Raw genomic sequence first — 26,391 nt, forward strand, 5'->3', positions numbered from 1 at the left:
GTGGGCCCCCACCGTTCTTGCGATGATCGGGCGGTGACCTCCCCCCAGCAGTCCCCCGATCCGCACGGCCACGAGCACGGCCACGAGCACGGGCATGGTTTCGGCCGGCACGGTCCTGACCAGGGTCCTGACCACGGCTCCGGCCATGGTTCCGGCCATGGACACAGCCACAGCCACGGGCCCGCCGCGCCCGTCTCGCGCCATCTGCGCAGAGTCATCGCGGCGGTCCTCATCCCCTTCGCCACCGCCGTGGTCGTCGGCCTCGCGGTGCTCTGGCCCGGTGGCACGCCGGCCCACGAGCGGACCGGGGTCGGTTTCGACCGGCAGACCGAGCAGGGCAAGGTCGTGGCGGTCGAGCAGGTGGACTGCAAGGACGTGAACGCGGCGCAGGTGCCGCCCACCGGCGACACCTCCACCCCGCAGGGCCGCGAGGCGGTCAACGGGCAGCAGGGGCAGTGCGAGAAGGCGACGATCGAGGTCACCAGCGGTCCGCACCAGGGACGGCGGTTCACCGAGATCGTGCAGCCGGACGCTCCGCGCCAACTGGACGAGGGCCAGGGCGTGGTGGTCGCCTACGCCCCCGACGCCCCGAAGGACCTGCAGTACTCGGTGACGGACGTGAACCGGAAGGTGCCGATGGCGGTCCTCGCCGGCATCTTCGCGCTCGCGGTCGTGCTCGTCGGCCGCATGCGGGGCGTGATGGCGCTGATCGCGCTCGCGGTGAGCTTCCTGGTGCTCACCCTCTTCATCCTGCCCGCGATCCTGGAGGGGTCGAACCCGCTGGTCGTGGCGGTGGTCGGGTCGAGCGCGATCATGCTGCTGGCGCTCTACATGTGCCACGGCCTGTCGGCCAGGACCTCGGTCGCGGTCCTGGGCACGCTGATCTCGCTGCTGTTGATCGGCCTGCTCGGTTCCTTCTTCATCGGCTGGGCCTCGCTCAGCGGCAACACCGACGACTACACCGGGCTGATCCACGGTCTCTACCCGGAGATCGACATGTCCGGCCTGCTGCTCGCCGGTGTGATCATCGGTTCTCTCGGTGTTCTGGACGATGTCACCGTCACGCAGACCTCGGCCGTCTGGGAGCTGCACCAGGCCGATCCCGGCATGGGGCCGCGCGCCCTGTACCGGGCCGGGATCCGGATCGGCCGCGACCACATCGCCTCGGTGGTCAACACGCTGGTCCTGGCCTACGCCGGCGCCGCGCTCCCGCTGCTCCTGCTCTTCACCATCGCGCAGAGCAGCATGGGGACGGTGGCCAACAGCGAACTGGTGGCGGAGGAGATCGTGCGGACGCTGGTCGGCTCGATCGGTCTGGTCGCCTCGGTGCCGGTCACGACGGCACTCGCGGCGCTCGTGGTCTCGGCCGACCGTCCCTCGGCGGCGGAGGCCGGCGGCCGGGCGGCGGGCCGCGGCGGACGGCGGCGCCGCGCGAAGTGACGCGCGCGCGGCGGCCGTACGGGGCGGGCGCCTGCGGCAGGCGTACGGGAGGGGGTGCCGGCGTCGGCCGTACGGGAGAGGTACCGGCATCGGCCGTACGGGAGGGGTGCCGACGTCGGCCCTGCGGAACGGGTGCCGGTGTCGGACGTACGCATCGGTTCCGGCGTCAGGTGTACGGAACGGGTGCCCGCGTCAGGCGTACGGAGCGGTTTCCGGTCAGGCGGGGCCGGCGCTCTCCTCGGCGAGGATCTTGCCGAGCGCGGCCTCCAGGCTGTCCTCGAAGTCGCCCAGCGTCTGTTCCTGGCCGAGCGGGACCAGCTTGTCCGTGCGGTCGAGGAAGGCGACCAGCGGCGGGGCGCTGGCGCGGAAGAGGGCGCGGTCACCGCCCACCTGGAGCCGGATGGAGACGTCCGACAGGCCCTCGGGCTCGGTCGGGGCGATGTGGACGTCGCCGTCGCCGCTCGGGCGGTTGATCCCGTCGAGCAGCAGCTCTCTGCCGAACGCCCAGGTCACGGGCGCGTCTCCGGGAAGGTGGAAGGTCATCCGCACCGCGTAGGGATCCCGGGTCTCGTATCGCAGTTCGACTGGGATCTTGAAGGAGAGCTCCTCGGAGACGAGGAAGCTCATCAGGACCTCGGCCTGAACCGACTCTCGCATCATGTACCCCGCAGTAGATGGAGCAGTTGTGTAAACACAGCTGCTGAAAGCTGTGACCGAAACGGCCAGGAATGATCCCCCGTGGCCCTCTTGACGCAATCGTGCTGTACGCGCTAGCGGATCACAAGGAGTGATTTTTCAGATACTGATAGAGAAGGCGAGCGAACTGAAGAGCTCTCCGATCTCTTTCTGTAGTCGCTCGACTGCTGGGAGCAACCGTTCTTCCTGGTGGAGCGGTAGGGAAATGGCCAGAGTGGCCGCCGTATTGCCCGCCGTGATGGGGATGGCGGCGCAAACCGTGCCGAGCGCATATTCCTGACGCTCCACCAGGGGCTCCATTCGCCCCAAACCGCCCAAACGCTCCAAAAGTATCCGCCGGTTACGCACCGTGTACGGAGTGATGGCTTCCACCGGGTGTCGGTCGAGGTGGTCTTGACGAGATTTCAGATCGAGTTGACTGAGCAGACACTGACCGATCGCATGGGCGTGTCCGGTCTCCCGGAAATCGGCCCACTCCTCCACCGCGGGGGAGTTGGGCGTGTCCGCCACGGAGATCAGTTCGATCTCGCCATCGCGGTAGAGCGCGAAATAGACGGGTACACCGATCTCGTCCCGCCAGTGCGCGAGGGAGTCCTCGATCTTGATGCGACGATTCTGCACAGCCCCGCCGCCGGCCAACCGGGCGGCTGCCTCGCCGAGGTAGAACGCCCCCTTGTCGCGGAGCAGATAGCCCTCGTGCGTCAGGGTGCGGAGAAGGTGGTACGTCGTGGGCAGCGGGAGGTTCGTCTCCCGGGCGAGCTGCTTGGCGGGGGCACCGTCCGCGTGGGAGGCGACGGCCTCCAGAAGTCTCAGCGCCCGCTGCACCGAGCCGATCAGGGTCGGCGCAGCTGTCTGCGTGGCCATGGCCAAAGGTCACCCCCAGGCGTGACAACGGATGCGCTGCATCCGTTCGCGGGGGCCGCCCCCGCGCACCCGCCGGGCCTGGGACGCCTATGGGGTCCGATGGACGGACCCCTCAGGGACGAGCGGGAAACCGCTGGTCTGCCGGAGATCTACGCCCGTAGCCCCCGACTCGGCGGAGATCTGCCACTCTAGTGGCTTGTCCTCGCCCCCCACCCCGTTTCCACCAGCGCGTTCCCTCTGCCGGGCTAACGCCCGGCAGACGCCGAATACCGATGAGTAGCTAGTGCTACCAGTCGCGGTCCGACTTCGACGGGGTGCCGAACTTCCGTACGGCGTAGATGAGTCCGGCCACGAGCGCGACGAACAGCAGCACCTTGAACAGCAGGCTGAACACGAAGGTGAGCACGCTGGTGATGACCCCGCCGAAGACGAGAAGGACCAGCGCGGGTATGGCGACCCACTTCACCCACCACGGCAGCCCCGCGAGAATCTCCTGTACGGCCATGGCTCGCTCCTTCGCTCTCGACGCCCTGTCCGGAACCCTTCGTCCCCGACGCTTCAAGGCTAGGCGGGGCACTCGGCTGGGCGGGGCCCCGGAATCCCGGGCTCTCCCCTGATCCACCCCCTAGGGGAACCAGGGGTCCGGCCCGGAGAGCCCGCGGACGCCGTCACGTCTCCGGCGGGGAGAAGACCACCAGGACCCGCAGGTCCTCGCTGATGTGGTGGAAGCGGTGCGGCACGCCGGCCGGCACATAGACGACACTGCCCCGCGCCACCTGCGTCGTCTCCTCCCCGACGGTGATCGCCGCCCGTCCGGACACCACGAAGTACACCTCGTCCTGAGCGTGCGGTGACTGCGGGTCCAGCTCGCCCGCGTCGAGCGCGTACAGCCCCACCGACATGTTCCGCTCGCGCAGGAACTGGAGGTACGCCCCCTGGTTGGCGAGGCGCTCCGCCTCGAGTTCGTCCAGCCGGAATGCCTTCACTGCCGTTCGCCCCTGCCCTCAGCCCGATGGTCTCTGCCACGATCAGACACATGAAGAATTTCGTAGTCAAGACGCTCGCCAACGCGGGCGCCCTCGCCGTGGCCATCTGGCTCATCGAAGGCATCACGCTGACCGGTGACGACGAGATCACGGGCAAGGCGATCGGCAGCCTGCTGCTCGTCGCCCTCGTCTTCGGCCTCGTCAACTTCCTGGTCAAGCCGATCGTGAAGCTGCTGACGCTCCCCCTCTTCATCCTGACCCTCGGCCTGATCACCCTGGTGATCAACGCCCTCATGCTGATGCTCACCTCGTGGCTGGCCGGGCAGTTCGACCTCAGCTTCCACGTGGACGGCTTCTGGACCGCCGTCCTCGGCGGCCTGGTCATCTCCGTCGTCTCGTGGGCGCTCAACGTGCTCCTCCCGGACGGCGACTGAGCGACCGCCATGACCTATCGCGTCTGCTTCGTCTGCACCGGCAACATCTGCCGCTCCCCGATGGCCGAGCACGTCTTCCGCGCGCGCGTGGAGGAGGCCGGCCTCGGCGGGGCGGTCGAGGTGGACAGCGCGGGCACCGGCGGCTGGCACGAGGGCGACGCGGCGGACCCGCGCACCGTCGCCGTCCTGGGGGAGCACGGCTACACCTCCGCCCACACCGCCCGGCAGTTCCGCGCCTCCTGGTTCCCCGCCCTCGATCTGGTGATCGCGCTCGACGAGGGCCACGTCCGGGAGCTCCGCCGCCTCGCCCGTACCCCTGACGAGGCGGCGAAGATCCGACTGCTCCGCTCGTACGACCCCGCCGCCGGGGACGCGCTCGACGTCCCCGACCCCTATGTCGGCGGGCGTGAGGACTTCGAGGAATGCCTGGAGATGGCCGAGGCCGCGAGCGAGGGACTCCTCGCCGCCGTCCGCGCCGGACTCCGGGAGAGACTTCAGGGGGACGAGACCGTGGAAAGGACCCCGTGAACCCTTTGATCCCTCAGGAACGGCACCACCCCGGCGAGGGGCCCGGCGACGGGACGCTCGCCGTGCGGGCCGGACTGCCCGAGGCCGTGAAGCACGAGCCGACCCTGCCGGGGCCGGTCTTCGCCGCCCACTTCCACCTGCCCGGCGAACCCACCGGCCCGTACACCTACGGCCGCGACGAGAACCCGACCTGGGCCCATCTGGAGCGGGCCATCGGCACCCTGGAGGCGCCCGGGGAGACCGGCGTCGAGACCGTCGTCTTCGCCTCCGGCATGGCCGCCATCTCCGCCGTCCTCCTCTCCCAGCTCTCCGCCGGCGACGCCGTGGTCCTGCCGTCCGACGGCTACCAGGCCCTGCCGCTCCTCCACGAACAGCTGCGCGCGTACGGGATCGAGGTGCGTACCGCGCCGACCGGCGGCGACGCCCAGCTCGACGTGCTCGACGGCGCGAAGCTGCTGTGGATCGAGACCCCGTCCAACCCCGGGCTCGACGTCTGCGACATCCGCCGGCTGGTCGCCGCGGCGCACGCCGGCGGGGCGCTCGTCGGCGTCGACAACACCCTCGCGACCCCGCTCGGCCAGCGCCCGCTCGAACTGGGCGCGGACTTCTCGGTGGCCAGCGACACCAAGGGCATGACCGGCCACGGCGATGTGCTGCTCGGCCACGTCAGCTGCCGCGATCCGCAGCGGGCCGCAGAGGTACGGCGCTGGCGCAAGATCGTCGGCGCGATCCCCGGGCCCATGGAGGCCTGGCTCGCCCATCGCTCGCTGGCCACGCTCCAGCTGCGGATCGACCGCCAGTGCGCCACGGCCCTGGAGCTCGCCCGCGTCCTCGCCGAGCACCCCGACGTGACCGGACTGCGCCACCCCGGGCTCCCGGACGACCCCGCGCACGCGATCGCCTCGCGGCAGATGCGCCGCTTCGGCTCGGTGATCTCCTTCGAGCTCGCCGACCGCGCGCGGGCCGAACGCTTCCTGGAGGAACTGCGCCTGGTCGACGACGCCACCAGCTTCGGCGGGGTGCGCTCCTCGGCCGAGCGGCGCGGGCGCTGGGGCGGGGACGCCGTCGCCGAGGGCTTCATCCGCTTCTCGGTGGGCGCCGAGGATCCGGAGGACCTGATCGCCGACGTGCTGCGGGCTCTCGACGCGACGCGCAAAGCCGTCGGGTAGCCACCCGGCCGGAAGCGGAACCGGGACCGGCCCCGTCGCACCCGTATGCCACGGTGCGCCGGGGCCGGTTCAGGATCACGGGGGAGCGGTGCGTTTCAGCCCGGCGGGAACGGGCCATTTTCTTCCCATGACCGAACGGCCCGTGGTCAAGCGCACCGCACGCGCCATCCTGCTCGACGGAGACGACCTCATCCTCATCAAGCGCACCAAACCGGGGATGGATCCTTACTGGGTGACGCCCGGTGGCGGCGTCGAGCCCTCCGACTCCACCGTCGTCGAGGCCCTGCACCGCGAGGTGCACGAGGAACTCGGCGCCAAGATCGTCGATGTGGTCCCCTGTTTCGTCGACACCGTCGAGCACATCGTCGACGGCGGGGTCTCCGGCGTGAAGGTCCAGCACTTCTTCGTCTGCCGCCTGGAGTCGATGGACCTCGGCCTGCGGCACGGCCCCGAGATGGACGAACCGGTCGGCGAGTACGAGATCGTCCGGGTGCCCTTCAGCCGCGTCGGGATCGCCGCGGTCCACCTGGTGCCGCTCTCACTGCGCCACTACCTCGACGGCAACATCGAGGGCGTCCGCGCCATGCACGCCCCCGACCTCGGCTGACCCGGCCCCCACCGTGGCGAGCTCCGCCAGGAAGTCGTGGCGGATCCGCTCGGTGGGGACCCCCGAGCCGCGGAGCACGTCGATGCCCTCCCGCACCATGCCCAGCGGACCCGAGAGATAGGCGTCCCGCTCGGTCCAGGGGCCCGCCGCGCGGACGGCCTGCGGCAGCGGGCCCTGCGCCTCGGTGACGGGATGGACGGCGAGCCACGGGAAGGTCCGCTGGAGCCGCAGCAGGGTGTCGATGTCATAGAGGTCGTGGCCGCTGCGGGCGCCGTAGAACACGTCGACCTTCCTGCGGTCGCCGTGCTCGGCGACGTCCTCGACCAGCGCCTTGATCGGCGCGATGCCGGTCCCGCCGCCCAGGCAGAGCAGCCCGGTGTCGGTGGCGTGGTCGACCGTCATGGAACCGGCCGGCGGGCCGAGCCGGAGCACGTCCCCGGGCCGGGCCCGGTGGACCAGCGCCCGGGAGACCCAGCCCGCCGGGACCGCCTTCACGTGGAGGGTGAGAAGTCCGTCCGGCCGGGGCGCCGAGGCGAAGGAGTAGTGCCGCCAGACGCGCGGCCACCAGGGCGTCTCCAGCGCGGTGAACTGCCCGGCGAGGAAGGGATAGGGCGCGTCGGGCCGCAGGGTGAGCACGGCGATGTCGGGGGTCCGCAGATCGTGCGAGACCACCTCGGCCTGCCACCAGGCCGGCGTCTTCGTCTCGTCCTCGGCGGCCGCGTCGATCATGATCTGCGAGATCGCCGTGTACGCCCGGACCCACGCCGCCTCGGTCTCCCCGTCCCAGCTCCGCTCCGCGTACCGCGCGAGGGCGCCGATCAGCGCCTCGCCGACCGCCGGATAGTGGGCCGCCTCGACGCCGTACTTCCGGTGCCCCCGGCCGAGATGGCCCAGGTACTCGACGAGGAAGGCGCTGTCGTCCATCCGCTCGGCGACCGTGAGCAGGGCCTTGAGCAGGCGGTCCCGCTGGATGTCCATCGCGGCGGGGAACAGCTCGCGCAGGGCGGGGGTCCGGACGAAGAGGAGCGCGTAGAAGTACGAGGTCACCTTGTCGGCGACCGGGGCGATCTCCTCAAGGGTGCGACGGACGAGCACCGCATCGGGGGAGGGCTCTGATATTCGGGCCCCCGTCCCGCCCGTCGTGCTGGTCGGACCATCCATCATGTGCCTCGCCTCACGCAGCCGGCTTCCGTGTTCGCAGCATGGCGGCCGACGGCGGGACTTCGGGCGGAAAGCGGTGTTCTCGGGCCAAAGGGCGGGGTTGCGGACTAGGCTCCACTCTTTCGGCGCGCGCGGGTGTTTCACGTGAAACACCCGCGGTATCCCAGGGACGGAACCCCCGGCGGGGCGGCAATCCCCTGGTAGAGCGGACAAACGCCTGGCAGCGCGGAAAACCTCTGGCAGCGCGGAAAACCCCTGGACGAAAGATCACCCCGTCGGAGAGCCTGGCCGTCATGCCGATCTCCCCCACCGCCCTCGCCCAGCTCCCCATCCGGCGTCTCGACCCCACCGATCTCCTGGCCTGCGCCGATCTCTCCGAGAACCGCGGCTGGCCCCGCGAGGAGCACAAATGGGGGCTGCTGCTCAGCGCGGGCACCGGCTACGGCATCGACGACCCGGACGGCGAGGGACTGCTCGCCTGCTGTGTGGTCACCTCCTACGGCCCCGGTCTCGCGGCCATCGGCATGGTGCTCGTCGACCGGAACCACGCCCGGCAGGGGGTGGGACGCCGGCTGATGCGCCACGTCGTGGAGCAGGCCGGGGACACCCCGCTGACCCTCCATGCCACGCCGAACGGGCAGCCGCTCTACGAGGAGCTCGGCTTCACGGAGGTCGGCCGCGCCGAGATGGTGAAGGGGCGCTTCTCCGCCGCCGTGCCCGCGCCTCGGGTCGCGGTCCGCCCGGCCACCGCGGAGGACCTCCAGGAGGTGCTCCGCCTCGACCACGAGATCTTCGGCCTGGACCGCACCCCGCTCATCACCCGGCTCCCGGCCTTCGCCGACCATCTGCGGGTCGCCGTCGAGGACGGCGCGATCACCGGCTTCGCCGCCGCCTGGCCCAACATGGACACCCATGTCGTCGGCCCGCTGATCGCCCGTGACACCGCCACCGCCCAGGCGCTCGTCGCCTCGCTGGCCGATGCCACGGACCGTCCGCTCCGCACCGACGTCGACGTCCGCCACACCGAGCTGCTCGACTGGCTCAAGGGGAACGGCCTGGACCCGATCGCCGAGAACGCGGTGATGATCCACTCCGCCCCGGGCCTCCCGGGCGACATCTCCCGTCGCTTCGCCCCGCTGACCGTCGCGGCGGGCTGACCTCCGGGGCGGGGCCGGGAACCCGGGAACCCGGGAACCCGGGAACCATATACTTGCAGACGCGCACTATTGCGGCTCATCGTCTACCCTGGATCCCGAGCGGCCCGACCGACCAGGAGAAGGACGAGGAGAGACCATGACCGCGACGGACCCCGCCCTCACCGGACTCGCCCAGCGCTGGTGCGCCCTCTCCCTGCTGCACGGCCGGATCGAGTCCCACATCGAGCGCGCTCTGGAGTCCAAACACGGCCTGAGCGCCCGCGAGTACTCCCTCCTCGACGTCCTCGGCCGCCAGCACGACGGGCCCGGCGGACACCTCCAGATGAAGCAGGTCGCCGACGCCGTGGTGCTCAGCCAGAGCGCCACCACCCGGCTGGTCACGCGCCTGGAGGACCGGGGCCTGCTCACCCGCTACCTGTGCGCCACCGACCGGCGCGGCATCTACACCGACGTCACCGAGGCCGGCCAGAAGCTCCTCGCGGAGGCCCGCCCCACCAACGACCGGGCCCTGCGCGAGGCCCTGGACGAGGCCGCGAAGAACCCCGACCTCGCCCCCCTGGTCCAGGTCCTCGAAGGCCAGACCGTCACCGTCTGACGCTCCGCCCGGCCCGTACGCTACGGGCATGAGCGATCTTGAGATCCGTCCCGCCACCACCGAGGACGTGCCCGCCATCGTCGCGATGCTCGCCGACGACCCCCTCGGCGCCCGGCGGGAGTCCCCGGACGACCTCGCGCCGTACCTCTCCGCCTTCACCCGGCTCGCGGAGGACCCGAACCAGCACCTCGTCGTCGCCACGCGTGACGCGAGGGTCGTCGGCACGCTCCAGCTGACGGTCATCCCCGGGCTCTCCCGGCGCGGCGCCACCCGCGCCATGATCGAGGGCGTGCGGATCCACGCCGACGAGCGCGGCAGCGGCCTGGGCACCCGGCTCGTCGAATGGGCCGTCGAGGAATCCCGGCGTCTGGAGTGCGTGCTGGTCCAGCTGACCTCCGACGTCACCCGCACCGACGCGCTCCGCTTCTACGAACGGCTCGGCTTCGAGGCGAGCCACGTGGGCTTCAAGCTCGCGCTCTGACCTTCGGTGGGTCGCCCGTGTTTCACGTGAAACACGGACGTCCGCGTCATCGGGACCGGCTCAGAGCCCCCGCCACCCCTGCTCGTCCACACCGCCCGGAACCGCGTCCCCGGGCTCGTACGGCTCCCGGGTGAAGACGAAGGAGCCGAGGTCGAGGTGGCTGACGCTGCCGTCGGGCCGCCGCACCACACGGAGCCTCTCCCCCGCGTAGTACCCGTCGAGCCCGATCCAGCCGCCCTCGGGCAGCGCCCGGAAGCGGGCACTGCGGCCGGCCCCGCGCAGGGGCTCCAGGACAACCCCGCGCTCCGCGCCGAGCCGCAGGCCGTAGGAGTACGTCCCCCAGTACCAGGGGCCGGTCAGCGCCAGGAGCTCCTGGTCGACCTCGGCCTCGGGCAGCGGCCGCCACGGCTCGGGGAACCGGGGCTCGGCCTCCGCCACGATCCGTACGAGGTCGGTGGCGACGAGCCCGGGCTGCGGACCGCTCGTGGCGTTCGCGAGCGCCACGCCGACCAGGCCCTCCTCGACGTCCACCCAGAGGCCCGCGACGAAGCCCGGCAGCGAACCTCCGTGCCCGATGAGCGCGCCGCTCTCCTTCCGGGCCACCTGGAGACCGAGGCCGTACCCCATCAGCGGATCACCGACGGCCGGCGGACCCACGGGAACCCGCATCTCGGCGACGGAGGAGGCGCTCAGCACCCGCTCGTCGCCCTCCGCGAGGAAGACGCCGAACCGGCAGAGGTCCGCCGCCGTCGACCACAGCCGGCCGGCCGCGCCCATCACCCCGAGGTCCTCGGAAGGCTCCGGAAGCATCACATCGGCCCAGGGGTGCACCGCCCAGCCCCCGGCGTGCGGGGCGACCGGCTCCCCCGTCGTCCGGTCCATGCCCAGCGGCTCCAGGACCTCGGTGCGCAGCGCCTCCTCCCAGGACACCCCGCGCACCGCCTCGACCAGCGCGCCGAGCAGGGTGTAACCGGGGTTGGAGTAGTGGAAGGTACGGCCCGCCGGATGGAGCACGGGCGCTTCCCCCAGCACATCGGCGAGTCCGGGCCGCAGCTCCCCGGACGACCGCTCCCACCAGGGCGAGGGCGTCTCCGCCGCCAGCCCCGCCGTGTGGCCGAGCAGCTGGGCGATGGTCGCCTCGCCCACCCCGGTGCCGGGCAGGTGCTTCTCCAGCGGGTCGTCGAGCCCGAGCAGCCCCTCGTCCCGCAGCCTGAGGACGAGGACGGCGGTCAACGCCTTGGTGATCGAGCCGATCCGGTACTGCGTGTCGGCGTCCGGGGCGTGCCCGTCCACACAGCTGCGGGAACCGCTCCACACCATCGCTCCCCCACGGGCGACGGCACCCACGAACGACGGCGCGCGGCCCTCGCTCTGAGCGCGGGCCACGCGGTGCAGCAGGGACCGCTCGGTGGCGGGCAGCAGGGCTTCGAAGGCTGAGGTCATGCGACCGATCATGCCCCGCCGCCCCGCCCGGGCACGATCAGGTTTGTGCCATGTCCACGAAGCGCGAGTAGTGGCCCTGGAAGGCCACGGTGATGGTGGCCGTGGGGCCGTTACGGTGCTTGCCGACGATGATGTCGGCCTCGCCGGCGCGCGGGGACTCCTTCTCGTAGGCGTCCTCGCGGTGGAGCAGGATGACCATGTCGGCGTCCTGCTCGATGGAGCCGGACTCACGGAGGTCGGAGACCATCGGCTTCTTGTCGGTGCGCTGCTCGGGACCACGGTTCAGCTGGGAGAGCGCGATCACCGGGAGCTCCAGCTCCTTGGCGAGGAGCTTGAGGTTTCGCGACATGTCGGAGACCTCCTGCTGACGGCTCTCCTGCCGCTTGGAGCCGCCGGACTGCATCAGCTGGAGGTAGTCGATGATGACCAGCTTGAGGCCGTTGCGCTGCTTGAGCCGGCGGCACTTGGCGCGGATCTCCATCATCGACAGGTTCGGGGAGTCGTCGATGTAGAGCGGCGCCTGGGAGACGTCGGGCATGCGGCGGGCGAGCCGGGTCCAGTCCTCGTCGGTCATCGTGCCGGAGCGCATGTGGTGCAGGGCGACCCGCGCCTCGGCGGACAGCAGACGCATCGCGATCTCGTTGCGGCCCATTTCGAGGGAGAAGATGACGCTGGGCAGGTTGTGCTTGATCGAGGCGGCCCGGGCGAAGTCCAGGGCGAGGGTCGACTTACCCATGGCGGGCCGGGCCGCGATGATGATCATCTGGCCGGGGTGGAGTCCGTTGGTGAGCGAGTCGAGGTCGCTGAAGCCGGTGGGCACACCGGTCATCTCGCCGCTGCGGGAGCCGATCGCCTCGATCTCGTCGAGCGCGCCCTCCATGATGTCGCCGAGCGGCAGGTAGTCCTCGGTGGTCCGCTGCTCGGTGACCTTGTAGATCTCCGCCTGGGCCGAGTTCACGATCTCGTCGACGTCGCCGTCGGCCGCGTAGCCCATCTGCGTGATCTTGGTGCCGGCCTCCACGAGCCGCCGCAGCACGGCCCGCTCGTGGACGATCTCCGCGTAGTACGAGGCGTTCGCCGCGGTCGGCACCGACTGGACGAGGGTGTGCAGATAGGAGGCGCCGCCGACGCGGTTGATCTCGCCGCGCTTGGTGAGCTCGGCACCGACCGTGATGGGGTCGGCGGGCTCGCCCTTGGCGTAGAGGTCGAGGATCGCGCCGAAGACGGTCTCGTGCGCGGGCTTGTAGAAGTCGTGGCCCTTGATGATCTCCACGACGTCGGCGATCGCGTCCTTGGAGAGCAGCATGCCGCCGAGCACCGACTGCTCGGCGTCGAGGTCCTGCGGGGGGACCCGCTCGAAGCCGACGAGGCCGCCGTCCCAGGGGCCGTCGCTGCCGCGCTCGTGCTGCTCCTCACGGCCCCGGCCGCGCCCACGGCCCTCGCCGCGGCCTTCGCCACGCCCTTCGCCCCGGGTGCGGACGGGCAGTCGGTCGCTCGGTCCGCCGTCTGCCCAAGGGTCGTCCATGGGCTCGGGAACGCTCACCCGCCACCTCTTCCCGTCCGCTCAGCGGACCTCGCCGTGCCACTCCTTCTTACGCCACGGCCTTGGTCAAAGAGTGGCTTTCGCGTCCGGTTCTGGCGCGTCGGGCGCCGGTCCACGGTAGGCCCGGGAGGGGCGTCAGCCAATCTGGTTATCCACAGGCTCTGTGGGTGAAGCCCCCAATGCTGTGGATAAGCCGCCGGATCCTGTGCACGGACCGGGGGACAGCCATGTGGACAAACTCATAGACCCCTCCCAGTTACCGCTCTGACCTGCACGTTTTCCATCCACGGGCTGTGGGGGAGAAAAACTTTTACGCCGGGGCCACGATCAGAACAAACAGCCCACACCCGAAGCCCCGATCCCCCCAAACGTAAGGACCACTGATCCATTGCATCACTTACCTGTGGACGATTAGATTGACCTCATGACCCAGGCCCCCACGAGCTCCACGGCCACGCCGCGCCGGCACGACCGCGAGATCCTCTCACTCGCCCTGCCGGCCTTCGGCGCCCTCGTCGCCGAGCCGCTCTTCCTCATGGTGGACAGTGCCATCGTGGGCCACCTCGGCACCCCCCAACTCGCGGGCCTCGCCATCGCCGGCGCCCTGCTCTCCACCTTCGTCAGCGTCTTCGTCTTCCTCGCCTACGCCACCACGGCCGCCGTCGCCCGGCGGGTCGGCGCGGGCGATCTGCCCTCCGCCCTCCGGCAGGGCATCGACGGCATCTGGCTGGCCCTCCTCCTCGGCCTCGCCCTCGTCGCGGTCACCCTGCCCACGGCGCCCTGGCTGGTCGAGGCCTTCGGCGCCTCCGACACCGCGGCCCCCCACGCGACCACGTATCTGCGGATCTCCCTCCTGGGCATCCCCGCGATGCTGATCGTCCTGGCCGCCACCGGGGTCCTGCGCGGACTCCAGGACACCCGCACCCCGCTCTACGTGGCCATCGGCGGCTTCGCGGCCAACGGCGCCCTCAACGTCGGACTGGTCTACGGCGCCGGGCTCGGCATCGCGGGCTCCGCCTGGGGCACCGTCATCGCCCAGTGCTGCATGGCCGCCGCGTACCTCGTCGTGGTCGTCCGTGGCGCCCGGCGGCACGGAGCCTCGCTCCGGCCCGACGCCGCCGGCATCCGGGCCTCGGCCCAGGCTGGCGTCCCCCTCCTGGTCCGCACGCTCTCGCTGCGCGCCGTCCTGATGATCGCCACCGTCGTCGCCGCCCGTCTGGGCGACACCGAGGTCGCGGCCCACCAGATCATCCTCTCCCTGTGGAGCCTGATGGCCTTCGCCCTGGACGCGATCGCCATCGCCGGCCAGGCCATCATCGGCCGCTACCTGGGCGCCGACGACGCCGAGGGCGCCCGCCAGGTCTGCCGCCGGATGGTCCAGTGGGGGGTGGTCTCGGGGGTGGTCCTCGGACTGCTCCTGGTCCTCACCCGCCCGCTCTTCATCCCGCTCTTCACCGGCGACCCCGCCGTCCGGTCCACCCTGCTACCGGCCCTGCTCGTCGTGGCCCTCTCCCAGCCGATCTCCGGCGTCGTCTTCGTCCTCGACGGCGTCCTCATGGGCGCGGGCGACGGCCCCTACCTCGCCTGGGCGATGCTGCTCACCCTGGCGGTCTTCGCACCGGTCGCCCTGCTGGTGCCCGTGCTCGGCGGCGGGCTGACCGCTCTCTGGTGGGCGATGACGCTGATGATGACGGTCCGGATGGCCACCCTCTGGTACCGGATGCGCTCCGGCCGCTGGATCGTCACAGGCGCCGCCCGCTGACCGAAGGCGGCGCTGTCTCACGCGTTGTTTCACACGTTGTTTTCACGCGGTGTTTCACGTGAAACAGCGGATGGGCCGCCCCCCAGTGGGGAGCGGCCCATCCGTACTGCTGAGCGCAGCGTTACGCGGCAACGACCTCGATGCCGAGCTTCGCGGCAACCTCGGGGTGCAGACGCACGAGCACCTGGTGCGAGCCCAGGGTCTTGATCGGCGAACCGAGCTCGACGCGACGCTTGTCGACCTCGGGGCCACCGGCGGACTTGATCGCCGTGGCGACGTCGGCCGGGGTCACGGAGCCGAAGAGACGGCCGGCGTCGCCGGAGCGAACGGCCAGACGGACCTTCGTGCCCTCGAGCTTGGCCTTGATCTCGTTGGCCTGCTCGATGGTCGCGATCTCGTGGATCTTGCGGGCGCGGCGGATCTGCGCCACGTCCTTCTCGCCACCCTTGGTCCAGCGGATCGCGAAACCGCGCGGGACCAGGTAGTTGCGAGCGTAGCCGTCCTTGACCTCGACGACGTCGCCGGCCGCACCGAGGCCGGAGACTTCCTGGGTGAGGATGATCTTCATTTTTCGGTCACCCTTCCCTTATCGCGCGGTGGACGTGTAGGGCAGCAGCGCCATCTCACGGCTGTTCTTGACGGCCGTGGCGACGTCACGCTGGTGCTGCGTGCAGTTGCCGGTCACGCGGCGGGCACGGATCTTGCCGCGGTCGGAAATGAACTTCCGCAGCATGTTCGTGTCCTTGTAGTCCACGTACGCGGTCTTGTCCTTGCAGAACGCGCAGACCTTCTTCTTAGGCTTGCGCACAGGCGGCTTCGCCATGGTGTTTCTCCTGTGTGATCAAGAAGTGTGGGGTACGAGCTGCTTCCGGGGCCAGGCCCTAGAAGGGAGGCTCGTCCGAGTAGCCGCCGCCGGAGTTGCCACCCCAGCCGCCACCGCCGCCACCGGCCTGGTGGCCGCCGCCGGAGGAGCCGCCGGAGGCCCAGGGGTCGTCGGAGGGAGCTCCGCCGCCCTGCTGCTGGCCGCCGCCGGAGTTGCCACCCCAGCCGCCGCCACCCTGCTGGCCACCGCCGCCGCCGAAGCCGCCGCCGCCACCCTGGCCACCGCGGCCGGTGGTCTTGGTGACCTTGGCCGTGGCGTTACGCAGGCTGGGACCGACTTCCTCGACGTCCAGCTCGAAGACCGTGCGCTTGACGCCCTGGTTGTCCTCGTACGACCGCTGCTTCAGCCGGCCCTGCACGACGACGCGCATGCCGCGCTGAAGGGACTCGGCGACGTTCTCCGCCGCCTGACGCCAGACCGAGCAGGTCAGGAAGAGGCTCTCGCCGTCCTTCCACTCGTTGGTCTGACGGTCGAAGGTGCGGGGAGTGGACGCGACGCGGAACTTCGCGACCGCCGCACCGGACGGGGTGAAGCGCAGCTCGGGGTCGTCGACGAGATTGCCGACGACCGTGATGACGGTCTCGCCTGCCATGGGTGAACCTCTCGGCGGGATTGCTTCTGGCTGCTTGCTGCTACTCGGACCCGATTACCTCTGAGCGGAAGCTCAGTGGGTCTCGGGGCGGAGGACCTTGGTCCGGAGGACCGACTCGTTCAGGTTCATCTGGCGGTCGAGCTCCTTGACGACCGCAGGCTCGGCCTGCAGGTCGATGACCGAGTAGATGCCCTCGGGCTTCTTCTTGATCTCGTAGGCGAGACGACGACGGCCCCAGGTGTCGACCTTCTCGACCTTTCCGTTGCCCTCACGGACGACGGAGAGGAAGTTCTCGATCAGCGGGGAGACAGCGCGCTCCTCGAGATCGGGGTCGAGGATGACCATCACCTCGTAGTGACGCATGTGGAACCCACCTCCTTTGGACTCAGCGGCCACGGTCGTTCCGTGGCAGGAGGGTCGTGATGCGTGAAGCGACGGCGTCCAGACTGGCAGGACCAGGGCAGACACCGGCGCAGACCGTACAGAGTACCCGCACATCGCCTTGCGGTTGAAATCCGGCGGGGAGGGGACGCAATCTGTACACATCGGACGTCGGCGGCGCTAGGATGCGCCGCCCTCCGCTCGGCACGCCAGGAGGTGCCCCATGGCACAGGCAATGCGACCCGACCCCGGCCATTCCCTCTTCGCGACGGACGGCAAACCGCACCCGCTCCAGGACACCCTGCTCGCCCTGACGCTGGTGCTCGGCATCCTGTCCTTCGTCACGGCGCAGTTCCACAGCCTGCACCTGCTCAGCTCGTGGTCGGGCCTGATCGGCATCCTGACCGGGGCCTACGGACAGTTCATCTCCGTCACCACCCGCGAACGCTTCTTCCTGATCCTCGGACTCGGCGCCTCGGCGGTCGGCTTCTACCTCGGCATGGCTCACGGCGGGCTCTTCGGCGGCGTGATCAGCTGACGCCGAGCACGTCAGGGCCCACGTGGCCCTTCGGGGCGCTCCCCGGTCGCAGTAGGCTTCGGCGCGAGAGCCGGAGCCCCTGACCGATGGGGACACACCTGCCGAGGAGCGCCCCGACATGAGCCTGACCCTGAGGACCATCAGCCGAGAGCAGCATCTGGCGTACATCCAGAGCCTGCCCGGCGCGAGCCACTGCCAGGTCCCGGCGTGGGCGGACGTGAAGACCGAGTGGCGCTCGGAGAACCTCGGCTGGTTCGACAAGAACGGCGAGCTCGTCGGCGTGGGCCTGGTGCTGTACCGCCAGCTGCCCAAGCTCAAGCGCTACCTGGCCTACCTCCCCGAGGGCCCGGTCATCAACTGGCACGCCCCCAACCTCGACGAGTGGCTCCAGCCGATGCTGGCCCACCTCAAGCAGCAGGGCGCGTTCTCCGTGAAGATGGGCCCGCCGGTCGTCATCCGCCGCTGGGACGCGGCCGCGATCAAGTCCGGCATCCAGGACCCGGACGTCAAGCGCCTCAAGGACGTGCAGGCCACCGAGGTCATGCCGCACGCCTTCGAGGTCGCCGACCGGCTGCGGAAGATGGGCTGGCAGCAGGGCGACGACGGCGGCGCCGGTTTCGGCGACGTGCAGCCCCGCTACGTCTTCCAGGTGCCGCTGGCCAACCGCTCGCTCGACGACGTCCTCAAGGGCTTCAACCAGCTGTGGCGCCGCAACATCAAGAAGGCCGAGAAGGCCGGCGTCGAGGTCGTCCAGGGCGGCTACGAGGACCTCGCCGAGTGGCAGCGCCTGTACGAGATCACCGCCGTCCGCGACAAGTTCCGGCCGCGCCCGCTCTCGTACTTCCAGCGCATGTGGACGGTCCTCAACAACGAGGACCCCAACCGGATGCGCCTCTACTTCGCCCGCCACAACGGCGTGAACCTCTCCGCGGCGACGATGCTCGTCGTCGGCGGCCACGTCTGGTACTCGTACGGCGCCTCCGACAACATCGGCCGCGAGGTCCGGCCGTCCAACGCCATGCAGTGGCGGATGCTCCGCGACGCGTACGCGATGGGCGCCACCGTCTACGACCTGCGCGGCATCTCCGACTCGCTGGACGAGACCGACCACCTCTTCGGTCTGATCCAGTTCAAGGTCGGCACCGGCGGCGAGGCCGTGGAGTACGTCGGCGAGTGGGACTTCCCGCTGAACAAGCTCCTGCACAAGGCGCTCGACATCTACATGTCGCGCCGCTGACGCACCCCGCGGGGCTTGCGTACCCTCGTAGTTCCGCGGGTCTCGTACACATCTCCGACACCCCACCGCAGCCATCAGAAAGGTTCCGGGCCGGCCATGGCGCTCTCCCTCTACGTCGACACCGCTCGCTGGCGGGCGCACCAGAAGACCGTGATCGACCAGTTCCCCGGTCTGATCCCGGTCTGCAAGGGCAACGGCTACGGCTTCGGCCACGAGCGGCTCGCCGAGGAGGCGGCCCGCTTCGGCGCGGACATGCTCGCGGTGGGGACCACGTACGAGGCCGCGAAGATCAAGGACTGGTTCGGCGGCGACCTGCTGGTCCTCACCCCGTTCCGGCGGGGCGAGGAGCCGGTGCCGCTGCCGGACCGGGTGGTCCGCTCGGTCTCCTCCGTCGACGGCGTGCACGCCCTGGTCGGCGCCCGGGTCGTCATCGAGGTCATGAGCTCGATGAAGCGGCACGGCGTGCGCGAGGAGGAGCTCGCGCAGCTCGCCGCCGCGATCGAGGACGTGCGCCTGGAGGGCTTCGCCCTGCACCTGCCGCTGGACCGCACGGACGGCACGGACGCCGTCGAGGAGGTCATCTCCTGGATGGACCGGCTGCGCGCCGCCCGGCTGCCGCTGCACACCATGTTCGTGAGCCACCTGCGGGCCGAGGAGCAGGCGCGGCTGCAGCAGCAGTTCCCGCAGACCCGTTTCCGCGCCCGGATCGGCACCCGGCTCTGGCTGGGCGACCACGAGGCCACGGAGTACCGCGGTTCGGTCCTGGACGTCACCCGGGTCGCCAAGGGCGACCGCTTCGGCTACCGCCAGCAGAAGGCGGCCTCGGACGGCTGGCTGGTCGTCGTCGCCGGCGGCACCTCGCACGGCGTGGGCCTGGAGGCCCCGAAGGCGATGCACGGCGTGATGCCGCGCGCCAAGGGCGTGGCCCGGGCCGGTCTGGCCACGGTCAACCGGAACCTGTCGCCGTTCGTCTGGGCCGGCAAGCAGCGCTGGTTCGCCGAGCCGCCGCACATGCAGGTGTCGATCCTCTTCGTGCCGGCCGACGCCCAGGAGCCGCAGGTCGGCGACGAGCTGGTGGCCCACCTGCGGCACACCACGACCCAGTTCGACCGGCTCGTGGAGCGCTGAGCCGGTCGTCCGCGCCTCGTCGGATCACCCCCGGGAGCCCTCGGCCCCGGGGGTTCCCCATGTCACGAGGAGTTCCCCCTCGGCGTGCTCGGGGGCCGCGTGGCGGGCCGGACGGGCGGCCCTGCCCACCACGAAGACGTCCTCGGCGCCGTCCAGGACGCCGCCCGAGGGGTCGTCGGCGCCGTCCCCGCGGACCGGGTCCTTCTCGGGCGCCAGGATGTCCCGCACGACCACGGCGCACAGGTACAGCGTGCCCAGCAGGTGCAGCACGATCGCGAAGTGGTAGCCGTCCAGCGGCAGCCCCTGCTTGTTGCCGCTGCCGGTGAACGCGAGGTACATCCAGATCCCGAGGTAGTACAGGACCTCGCAGGACTGCCAGATGAGGAAGTCGCGCCAGCGCGGCCGGGCGAGCACGGCGAGCGGCACCAGCCAGAGGACGTACTGCGGCGAGTAGACCTTGTTGGTGAGGACGAACGCGGCGACCGTCAGGAACGCCAGCTGGGCGAGGCGGGGCCGCCGGGGTGCGGCGAAGGCCAGCCAGGCGAGCCCGCCCGCGGCGAGCAGCAGGAGCAGCAGCGCGTACAGGTTGGCCCGCTCGGGCGGGATGGTCTCGTCGGCGCGCTGGCTGACGAGCAGCCAGACCGAGCCGAAGTCCACGTTCCGGTCGCGGCTGAAGAGGTAGAACTGCTTCCAGCCCTCGGGCGCGAGGAGCATCACCGGCAGGTTCACCACCAGCCAGGAGCCCGCCGCGCCGAGCAGCGCGGTGCCGAAGGCGCGCATCCGCCCGGCCCGCCGGCAGAGCAGCAGCAGCGGCCACAGCAGCAGTACCGGGTAGAACTTGGCGGCGACGGCCAGGCCGAGGAGGATGCCGGCGGCGAGCGGCCGGGAGCGGGCCCACATCAGGATCGCGGCGGCGGTGAGGGCCACGGCGAGCAGGTCCCAGTTGATCGTGGCGGTGAGGGCCACGGCGGGCGCCAGGGCGACGAGCAGACCGTCCCAGGGGCGGTTGCGGTGCGTCCGGGCCACGCAGACCGCGAGGACGGCCACGCAGACCATCAGCAGGCCGGAGTTGACGAGCCAGTACGCCTGCCCGCGGGCCTGGAGGTCGCCGCCGGGCGTCAGCCAGGCCGCCACCTCCATGAACAGCCCCGTCAGGACGGGGTACTCCAGGAACGGTATGTCGCCGGCGAGCCGGTCGAAGTAGGGCACCAGGCCCTCGGAGAAGCCGCGCCCGGCGAAGAGGTGCGGGATGTCCGAGTAGCAGGCGTGGGTGTACTGGGAGGTGGTGCCGCGGAACCAGGCCCAGTTGTAGCAGGGCAGTTTCTGCACCATGCCGAGCGCGAACATGCCGATGGCCACGAGCGCGATCACCCTCACCGGGGTGAACTGCCCGGCCGCGGGACCGCTGCCGGGCAGGGCGCGGCGGCCGTAACGCCCGCCGATGAGCGCGCTGCCGGCGGCGGCCACCTCGTCGCGCCGGGTGGGGGCGACGACGGGCGCGACGACGGGGGCGGCGGCGCCGGGGGAGGCGTCGAGGGGGCCGTTCGTCTTCTTCAGGCTCGGCATGGGAGACATCCTGCCGTACGCCCCTGGGAATCCGGCCGTGCGCGGGACGGCACACGCGGAGGGCCGCCGCGCTCCGCTCCGTACCGCGTGGGTACGGGGCGGGCACGACGGCCCTCCGCGTGTGCCGGTCGGTCGCCTCAGCCGAAGAAGCTTCCGGTGGCGGTGTCGGTCGGGTCCCCGCCGCTGCCTCCGTTGTTCCCGTTGCCCCCGTTGCCGGGGCCGGCCGGGTCCGTCGTCGTGTCCGTCGGCGTCGGCTCCGAGGTGTCGGTCGGCGTCGGCTGGGTCGCTCCGCCGTTGCCGCCACCCGTGTCGTTGCAGTTCCAGCCGTCCCAGATGCTGCAGGTGGTCTTGCCGGGCTTCGGCTCCTTGGTCGTCGGACGGCCGGTGTCGGTGGGCGTCGGCGGGGGAGTCGTCGTCGGGGCGGTGGTGGCCGTCTCGGTCGGCGTCGGCGTCTCGGTCGGCGTCGGGGTGGCCGTCGGCTTGGGCGTGGCGCCGCCGCCGTAGACCGCCTTGGCGTCCGCGAGCTTCTCCGGCTTCGGGAACTTCTCGACCGGGAGGTCCGCCACGGCGTCCGTCATGTAGTCGTTCCAGATCTGGGACGGGAACGACGAACCGTGGATCGACTTCTTGCCACCCGTTCCGTACATCTCCAGGAACTTGCGGCCTTCCTTGGTCTCGTCGTCGTCGAAGCGGTACATGTCGATCGCCGTCGCGAGCTGCGGGGTGTAGCCGACGAACCAGGCCGACATGTTGTCGTCGGTGGTACCGGTCTTGCCGGCCACGTCGCGGCCGGGGATGGCCGCCTTCCGACCGGTGCCGTCCTTGTCCTCGACCACGCTGCGGAGCACGTCGGTGACGTTGGAGGCGATGGCCGAGGAGAACGCCTGCTCGGACTGGCCCTCGTGCTTGAAGATGACCTGGCCGCCCTTGACCACCTTGGTGACCGAGTACGGCTCGTTGCGCACGCCCTGGTTGGCGAAGGTGGAGTAGGCGCCGGCCATCCGGATCGCGCTCGGGCTGGAGATGCCGAGGGAGAAGGACGGAACCTCGCCCTTCACCAGGGAGTCGGGGCGCAGACCGGCCTTGACGGCGGCGTCACGCACCTTGTCGATGCCGACGTCCATGCCCAGCTGCACGAAGGGGGAGTTGGCGGAGACGATCATCGCCCGGCGCAGGCTGATGTTGCCGTAGCTCCGATCGCCCTCGTTGTCCTGCTCCCACTCGTCCCCGTTCTCGTCGTGCCAGATGTCGCCCTTGTAGGTGCGGACCTTGAGGTCGTCCTTGCCGGAGTAACGGCTCTTGTCGGGGTCGACCAGGGTGCGCGTGGAGGCGTCCTGCACCGCATCGCCCTCCGGGTCGCGCACGCCGTCCTTCATCGCGGCGGCGAGCACGAAGGGCTTGAACGTCGAACCGACCTGGGCACCGGTGGTGTCGGCGTTGTTGGTGTAGTGCTTGGTGGCGTCCTGGCCGCCGTAGATCGCGACGATGGCACCGGTCTTGACGTCGACGGAAGCGCCGCCGAACTCGACGTGGGTGTCGTCCTCCGGACGCTTCTTCTCGTCGATGTACTCGTCGTAGACCTTCTTGACCGAGTCCGACATCGCCTCCACCTTCTTCTTGTTGAAGGTGGTGTGGATCTCGTATCCGCCGAGGTTCAGGGCCTCTTCGCTGATGTCGTACTTGCTGCGGAAGTTGGCCTTGGCGGTCGAAACCAGGTAGCCGATCTGGCCGCTGAGCTGGGCGTCCGTCGTCCGCTTCTTGATCTTCGGCAGGGTCTTGTACTTCGCCCGCTCCTCCGCCGTGATCTTCCCGTCCTTGACCATCTCGTCGAGGATCCAGGCCCAGCGCTCGGTGAGGCGCGCCAGGTTCTTCTCGGCGGTGGCGTTGGGGTCGTACTCGGGGTAGCCGGCCGGGTCGTAGTACGTCGCGCCCTTCAGCACGGAGGCGAGGACCGCCGACTCGGAGGCGTTGAGGTCCCGGGAGTCCTTGTCGAAGTACGCGCGGGAGGCGGCCTGGATGCCGTAGGCGTTGCGGCCGTAGTAGGCGGTGTTGAGGTAGCCGGTCAGGATGTCGTTCTTCTCCAGGTCGTTGCCGACCTTGATGGAGATGAAGAGTTCCTTCACCTTCCGGGAGAGGGACTGCGTCTGGTCGTCGAGCAGGCCGTTCTTCACGTACTGCTGGGTGATGGTCGAGCCGCCCTGGGTCTCGCCGCCCTTCGCCATGTTCCACACGGCGCGGGCGATGCCCATGGGGTCGACGCCCCAGTCGTCCCGGAAGGTCTTGTTCTCGGCCGAGATCACGGCTTCCTGCATGACCTTCGGGATCTGGTCGATGCCGACGATCTGGCGATTCGCGCCGGCGCCGGTGGCGACCATCCGCGTGCCGTCGTCCCAGTAGTAGATGTTGTTCTGGGAGGTCGCGGTTTTGGCCACGTCGGGGACGACCACCTGCGAGTACGCGATGACCGAGGCGCCCATGAGGAGTGCCACGAAGAACAGGAACGTGCCCGTGACGAGCTTCCAGGACGGCATCCAGCGACGCCAGCCGTCCTTGTCGTACCTCGGGTAGTCGATCAGCCGCTTCTTGCCCGGCGGGCGACCGCCCGGGCCTCCGCCGCGTCCGCCGCCACCGCCGCCACCGCCCCGGCGGCCACCGCCGCCAGGACCGTTCGGTCCGCCGGGGCCGGCCGCGGGCGCGCGCCGGCGGCCACCGCGCTGGGCGGCCCGGCGGGCCTCCGCGCGGCCGCCGTACGGACGCCCCTCCTCCCCGGGGGAGGAGGGGGCCCCGTGGGAACCGGACGCCCCGTACGCGCCGGACGACCCGTAAGGGGCCGGCGATCCGTACGGGGGCGTCCCGGTTCCGGGGTTGTGGGCCGGGGCCGACCTGCGGCCCGGCGGCTGCTGGGCGGCGCGTCGTGCCGCCGCGCGGCCGCCCGACGGCGGCTCCTGCGACGGCATCCTGCGACGGTGCTCGCTCATCGAACGACTACTCCTCGGGCAGGCGCGTACGCCTGGAAGCGGCAGTTGAGTTCCGGTCCCCCCGAAATGCGTACGACCGGAGCCCATCGGAGGCCCCTTTCGTACCGCAGCCGGTCACCCGCTGCACTGACGCCCCAGCGCGGCTCCTGGTTCCCGGTGGTGTGCATGCCGCACAGACTACGCACGGCCAAAACCCCTCTTGCGCCGGAGTTCACCCCAAATCAGGCAAGTCGCACGCTGTGAATTGACGATGTGACGCCGGTCACCACACCCCCACTTGTCGGACCTCTCGGGCCGTTCTATCGTGCTGATGTATCGAGTCGATACATCAGCACGGCATAGGTGTTTCGGACACAGAGCGTAAGGCGGAGGAGGCGACATATGAGCAGACGCTCCGGCATCCTCGAATTCGCCGTTCTCGGCCTGCTGCGCGAAGCCCCGATGCACGGATACGAGCTGCGCAAGCGCCTCAACACCTCGCTCGGCATCTTCCGGGCGTTCAGCTACGGGACGCTCTACCCCTGCCTCAAGACGCTGGTCGCCAACGGCTGGTTGATCGAGGAGCCGGGCAGCGCCCCCGAGGAGGCTCTCGCCTCGTCACTCGCAGGACGCCGGGCCAAGATCGTCTACCGGTTGACGCCCGAGGGGAAGGAGCACTTCGAGGAGCTCCTCTCCCACACCGGCCCCGATGCCTGGGAGGACGAGCACTTCGCCGCCCGCTTCGCGTTTTTCGGCCAGACCGAGCGCGAGGTGCGGATGCGGGTCCTCGAAGGCCGCCGCAGCCGGCTGGAGGAGCGCCTGGAGAAGATGCGCGCCTCGCTGGCCCGGACGCGCGAGCGACTCGACGACTACACGCTTGAGCTCCAGCGCCACGGAATGGAGTCCGTGGAGCGCGAAGTGCGCTGGCTGAACGAGCTCATCGAGAGCGAGCGGGCGGGACGCGACCAGCGGCCCGAGACCGACGCTCCGCACGACAACGATTCTGGAGAGACGGGCGGCCTGCCCCGGCACGGGGGCAGTACCCGGCCGGATCCGTCCGACGACACCGCCAAGTGAAACCCTGCGCCAGCAGGGCTTCCACGATCACACAGGGAGCAACCGGAATGGGTTCGGTTCGCGTAGCCATCGTCGGCGTGGGCAACTGCGCCGCCTCGCTGGTGCAGGGCGTCGAGTACTACAAGGACGCCGACCCGGCGACCAAGGTGCCCGGCCTGATGCACGTCCAGTTCGGCGACTACCACGTCGGTGACGTCGAGTTCGTCGCCGCCTTCGACGTCGACGCGAAGAAGGTCGGCCTGGACCTCGCGGACGCCATCGGCGCCAGCGAGAACAACACCATCAAGATCTGCGACGTGCCCGCCTCCGGCGTCACCGTCCAGCGCGGTCACACCCTCGACGGCCTCGGCAAGTACTACCGCCAGACCATCGAGGAGTCCGCCGAGGCGCCGGTCGACGTCGTCCAGGTCCTCAAGGACCGCCAGGTCGACGTCCTCGTCTGCTACCTGCCCGTCGGTTCCGAGGCCGCGGCGAAGTTCTACGCCCAGTGCGCCATCGACGCCAAGGTCGCCTTCGTCAACGCCCTCCCGGTCTTCATCGCCGGCACCAAGGAGTGGGCCGACAAGTTCACCGAGGCCGGTGTCCCGATCGTCGGCGACGACATCAAGTCCCAGGTGGGCGCCACCATCACGCACCGCGTGATGGCCAAGCTCTTCGAGGACCGCGGTGTCCGTCTCGAGCGCACCATGCAGCTCAACGTCGGCGGCAACATGGACTTCAAGAACATGCTCGAGCGCGAGCGCCTGGAGTCCAAGAAGATCTCCAAGACGCAGGCCGTCACCTCGCAGATCCCCGACCGCGAGCTGGGCGACAAGAACGTCCACATCGGCCCGTCGGACTACGTGGCCTGGCTGGACGACCGCAAGTGGGCGTACGTCCGCCTTGAGGGCCGCGCCTTCGGCGACGTCCCGCTGAACCTGGAGTACAAGCTCGAGGTCTGGGACTCCCCGAACTCCGCGGGTGTCATCATCGACGCCCTGCGCGCCGCGAAGATCGCCAAGGACCGCGGCATCGGCGGCCCGATCCTCTCCGCGTCGAGCTACTTCATGAAGTCCCCGCCGGTCCAGTACTTCGACGACGAGGCCCTGGCCAACGTCGAGAAGTTCATCAAGGGCGAGGTCGAGCGCTGACCCGACACATGCCCTGACCTGGCCTTACAGGTCGGG

26 protein-coding genes and 1 pseudogene are annotated in these 26,391 nt (G+C 70.3%); 14 read left to right on the forward strand and 13 right to left on the reverse strand.

The annotated features are described in order from the left end of the window. The first annotated feature begins 33 nt into the window (after positions 1 to 33). A complete protein-coding gene (locus HHL19_RS32905) occupies positions 34 to 1,440 on the forward strand; it encodes a YibE/F family protein (protein ID WP_346768505.1) in 1,407 nt (468 codons plus the stop codon). Positions 1,441 to 1,656: 216 nt separating this feature from the next. Here HHL19_RS32905 and HHL19_RS32910 read toward each other — a convergent pair whose 3' ends face one another. The 4 genes from HHL19_RS32910 to HHL19_RS32925 all read right to left on the reverse strand — a co-directional run bounded on the left by HHL19_RS32910 (position 1,657) and on the right by HHL19_RS32925 (position 3,986). Continuing rightward, positions 1,657 to 2,097 carry an SsgA family sporulation/cell division regulator gene (locus HHL19_RS32910; protein WP_169094074.1) on the reverse strand — a complete coding sequence of 147 codons (441 nt, stop codon included), beginning with the start codon at positions 2,095 to 2,097 and terminating at the stop codon, positions 1,657 to 1,659. 138 nt (positions 2,098 to 2,235) lie between these two features. Beyond that, entirely contained in the window at positions 2,236 to 3,000 is a 765-nt protein-coding gene (locus HHL19_RS32915) for a helix-turn-helix domain-containing protein (RefSeq protein WP_169094039.1), read from the reverse strand. A 286-nt stretch (positions 3,001 to 3,286) separates the two neighbouring features. Further along, a complete protein-coding gene (locus tag HHL19_RS32920) occupies positions 3,287 to 3,505 on the reverse strand; it encodes a DUF5326 family protein (protein ID WP_169094040.1) in 219 nt (72 codons plus the stop codon). Between the two features lie 163 nt (positions 3,506 to 3,668). Next, on the reverse strand, positions 3,669 to 3,986 hold the full coding sequence (locus tag HHL19_RS32925) for a cupin domain-containing protein (RefSeq protein ID WP_169094041.1): 318 nt from the start codon (positions 3,984 to 3,986) through the stop codon (positions 3,669 to 3,671). A gap of 50 nt (positions 3,987 to 4,036) precedes the next feature. On the opposite strand from HHL19_RS32925, the gene HHL19_RS32930 reads away from it, so the two are divergent. From HHL19_RS32930 to HHL19_RS32945, 4 genes are all read left to right on the forward strand, one after another. Then, entirely contained in the window at positions 4,037 to 4,420 is a 384-nt protein-coding gene (locus HHL19_RS32930; protein WP_169094042.1) for a phage holin family protein, read from the forward strand. Between the two features lie 9 nt (positions 4,421 to 4,429). Then, positions 4,430 to 4,948 (forward strand): low molecular weight protein-tyrosine-phosphatase, encoded by a 519-nt coding sequence (locus HHL19_RS32935; RefSeq protein ID WP_169094043.1) that lies wholly within the window; start codon positions 4,430 to 4,432, stop codon positions 4,946 to 4,948. After that, complete coding sequence (locus HHL19_RS32940) at positions 4,945 to 6,117, forward strand: cystathionine gamma-lyase (protein WP_346768506.1); 1,173 nt, start codon at positions 4,945 to 4,947, stop codon at positions 6,115 to 6,117. Before HHL19_RS32935 ends, HHL19_RS32940 begins: the two co-directional genes overlap by 4 nt. Positions 6,118 to 6,244: 127 nt before the next feature. Then, a complete protein-coding gene (locus tag HHL19_RS32945) occupies positions 6,245 to 6,724 on the forward strand; it encodes an NUDIX hydrolase (protein ID WP_169094045.1) in 480 nt (159 codons plus the stop codon). A gap of 18 nt (positions 6,725 to 6,742) precedes the next feature. Here the strand turns inward: HHL19_RS32945 and HHL19_RS32950 are convergent. Beyond that, a pseudogene (locus HHL19_RS32950) lies at positions 6,743 to 7,831 on the reverse strand (globin domain-containing protein); the annotation flags it as partial. Positions 7,832 to 8,178: 347 nt separating this feature from the next. Between HHL19_RS32950 and HHL19_RS32955 the strand changes: the two are divergent. From HHL19_RS32955 to HHL19_RS32965, 3 genes are all read left to right on the forward strand, one after another. Then, positions 8,179 to 9,042 carry a GNAT family N-acetyltransferase gene (locus tag HHL19_RS32955; protein WP_169094047.1) on the forward strand — a complete coding sequence of 288 codons (864 nt, stop codon included), beginning with the start codon at positions 8,179 to 8,181 and terminating at the stop codon, positions 9,040 to 9,042. 136 nt (positions 9,043 to 9,178) lie between these two features. Continuing rightward, entirely contained in the window at positions 9,179 to 9,637 is a 459-nt protein-coding gene (locus HHL19_RS32960; protein WP_169094048.1) for a MarR family transcriptional regulator, read from the forward strand. 28 nt (positions 9,638 to 9,665) lie between these two features. Continuing rightward, complete coding sequence (locus tag HHL19_RS32965; protein ID WP_169094049.1) at positions 9,666 to 10,118, forward strand: GNAT family N-acetyltransferase; 453 nt, start codon at positions 9,666 to 9,668, stop codon at positions 10,116 to 10,118. 60 nt (positions 10,119 to 10,178) lie between these two features. Here HHL19_RS32965 and HHL19_RS32970 read toward each other — a convergent pair whose 3' ends face one another. Both HHL19_RS32970 and dnaB read right to left on the reverse strand, forming a co-directional pair. Beyond that, the gene (locus HHL19_RS32970; protein ID WP_169094050.1) at positions 10,179 to 11,561 is read right to left on the reverse strand and encodes a serine hydrolase domain-containing protein; all 1,383 of its coding nucleotides are present in this window, start codon (positions 11,559 to 11,561) and stop codon (positions 10,179 to 10,181) included. A gap of 37 nt (positions 11,562 to 11,598) precedes the next feature. Beyond that, positions 11,599 to 13,104 (reverse strand): replicative DNA helicase, encoded by a 1,506-nt coding sequence (gene dnaB / locus HHL19_RS32975; RefSeq protein WP_169094051.1) that lies wholly within the window; start codon positions 13,102 to 13,104, stop codon positions 11,599 to 11,601. Positions 13,105 to 13,528: 424 nt separating this feature from the next. Here dnaB and HHL19_RS32980 point away from each other — a divergent pair, with 424 nt between their 5' ends. Then, positions 13,529 to 14,866 carry an MATE family efflux transporter gene (locus HHL19_RS32980; protein ID WP_169094052.1) on the forward strand — a complete coding sequence of 446 codons (1,338 nt, stop codon included), beginning with the start codon at positions 13,529 to 13,531 and terminating at the stop codon, positions 14,864 to 14,866. Between the two features lie 121 nt (positions 14,867 to 14,987). Here the strand turns inward: HHL19_RS32980 and rplI are convergent, their stop codons facing one another. From rplI to rpsF, 4 genes are all read right to left on the reverse strand, one after another. Beyond that, entirely contained in the window at positions 14,988 to 15,434 is a 447-nt protein-coding gene (gene rplI / locus HHL19_RS32985; RefSeq protein ID WP_169094053.1) for a 50S ribosomal protein L9, read from the reverse strand. Between the two features lie 18 nt (positions 15,435 to 15,452). Then, positions 15,453 to 15,689 (reverse strand): 30S ribosomal protein S18, encoded by a 237-nt coding sequence (gene rpsR / locus HHL19_RS32990; protein WP_005315025.1) that lies wholly within the window; start codon positions 15,687 to 15,689, stop codon positions 15,453 to 15,455. A gap of 58 nt (positions 15,690 to 15,747) precedes the next feature. Beyond that, positions 15,748 to 16,341: a single-stranded DNA-binding protein gene (locus tag HHL19_RS32995; protein ID WP_169094054.1), complete on the reverse strand. Its 594-nt coding sequence runs from the start codon at positions 16,339 to 16,341 to the stop codon at positions 15,748 to 15,750. Between the two features lie 72 nt (positions 16,342 to 16,413). Next, a complete protein-coding gene (gene rpsF, locus HHL19_RS33000) occupies positions 16,414 to 16,704 on the reverse strand; it encodes a 30S ribosomal protein S6 (protein ID WP_004950685.1) in 291 nt (96 codons plus the stop codon). Positions 16,705 to 16,945: 241 nt separating this feature from the next. Here rpsF and HHL19_RS33005 point away from each other — a divergent pair, with 241 nt between their 5' ends. The 3 genes from HHL19_RS33005 (at position 16,946) to HHL19_RS33015 (ending at position 19,625) form a co-directional block, all read left to right on the forward strand. Continuing rightward, positions 16,946 to 17,260: a hypothetical protein gene (locus tag HHL19_RS33005; RefSeq protein WP_169094055.1), complete on the forward strand. Its 315-nt coding sequence runs from the start codon at positions 16,946 to 16,948 to the stop codon at positions 17,258 to 17,260. Positions 17,261 to 17,378: 118 nt separating this feature from the next. Beyond that, entirely contained in the window at positions 17,379 to 18,497 is a 1,119-nt protein-coding gene (locus HHL19_RS33010) for a peptidoglycan bridge formation glycyltransferase FemA/FemB family protein (protein WP_169094056.1), read from the forward strand. A gap of 96 nt (positions 18,498 to 18,593) precedes the next feature. Beyond that, positions 18,594 to 19,625 (forward strand): alanine racemase, encoded by a 1,032-nt coding sequence (locus tag HHL19_RS33015; RefSeq protein ID WP_169094057.1) that lies wholly within the window; start codon positions 18,594 to 18,596, stop codon positions 19,623 to 19,625. Positions 19,626 to 19,649: 24 nt separating this feature from the next. Here HHL19_RS33015 and HHL19_RS33020 read toward each other — a convergent pair whose 3' ends face one another. Both HHL19_RS33020 and HHL19_RS33025 read right to left on the reverse strand, forming a co-directional pair. After that, complete coding sequence (locus tag HHL19_RS33020; protein WP_169094058.1) at positions 19,650 to 21,200, reverse strand: glycosyltransferase 87 family protein; 1,551 nt, start codon at positions 21,198 to 21,200, stop codon at positions 19,650 to 19,652. A 128-nt stretch (positions 21,201 to 21,328) separates the two neighbouring features. Next, the gene (locus tag HHL19_RS33025; protein ID WP_169094059.1) at positions 21,329 to 24,169 is read right to left on the reverse strand and encodes a transglycosylase domain-containing protein; all 2,841 of its coding nucleotides are present in this window, start codon (positions 24,167 to 24,169) and stop codon (positions 21,329 to 21,331) included. 381 nt (positions 24,170 to 24,550) lie between these two features. On the opposite strand from HHL19_RS33025, the gene HHL19_RS33030 reads away from it, so the two are divergent. Both HHL19_RS33030 and HHL19_RS33035 read left to right on the forward strand, forming a co-directional pair. After that, positions 24,551 to 25,225 carry a PadR family transcriptional regulator gene (locus HHL19_RS33030; RefSeq protein WP_169094060.1) on the forward strand — a complete coding sequence of 225 codons (675 nt, stop codon included), beginning with the start codon at positions 24,551 to 24,553 and terminating at the stop codon, positions 25,223 to 25,225. A gap of 47 nt (positions 25,226 to 25,272) precedes the next feature. Next, positions 25,273 to 26,355, forward strand: coding sequence for an inositol-3-phosphate synthase (locus HHL19_RS33035; RefSeq protein WP_169094061.1), 1,083 nt, complete (start codon positions 25,273 to 25,275; stop codon positions 26,353 to 26,355). Positions 26,356 to 26,391 lie beyond the last annotated feature (36 nt).

Source organism: Streptomyces sp. R302 (assembly GCF_012927245.1).
Lineage (GTDB): Bacteria > Actinomycetota > Actinomycetes > Streptomycetales > Streptomycetaceae > Streptomyces.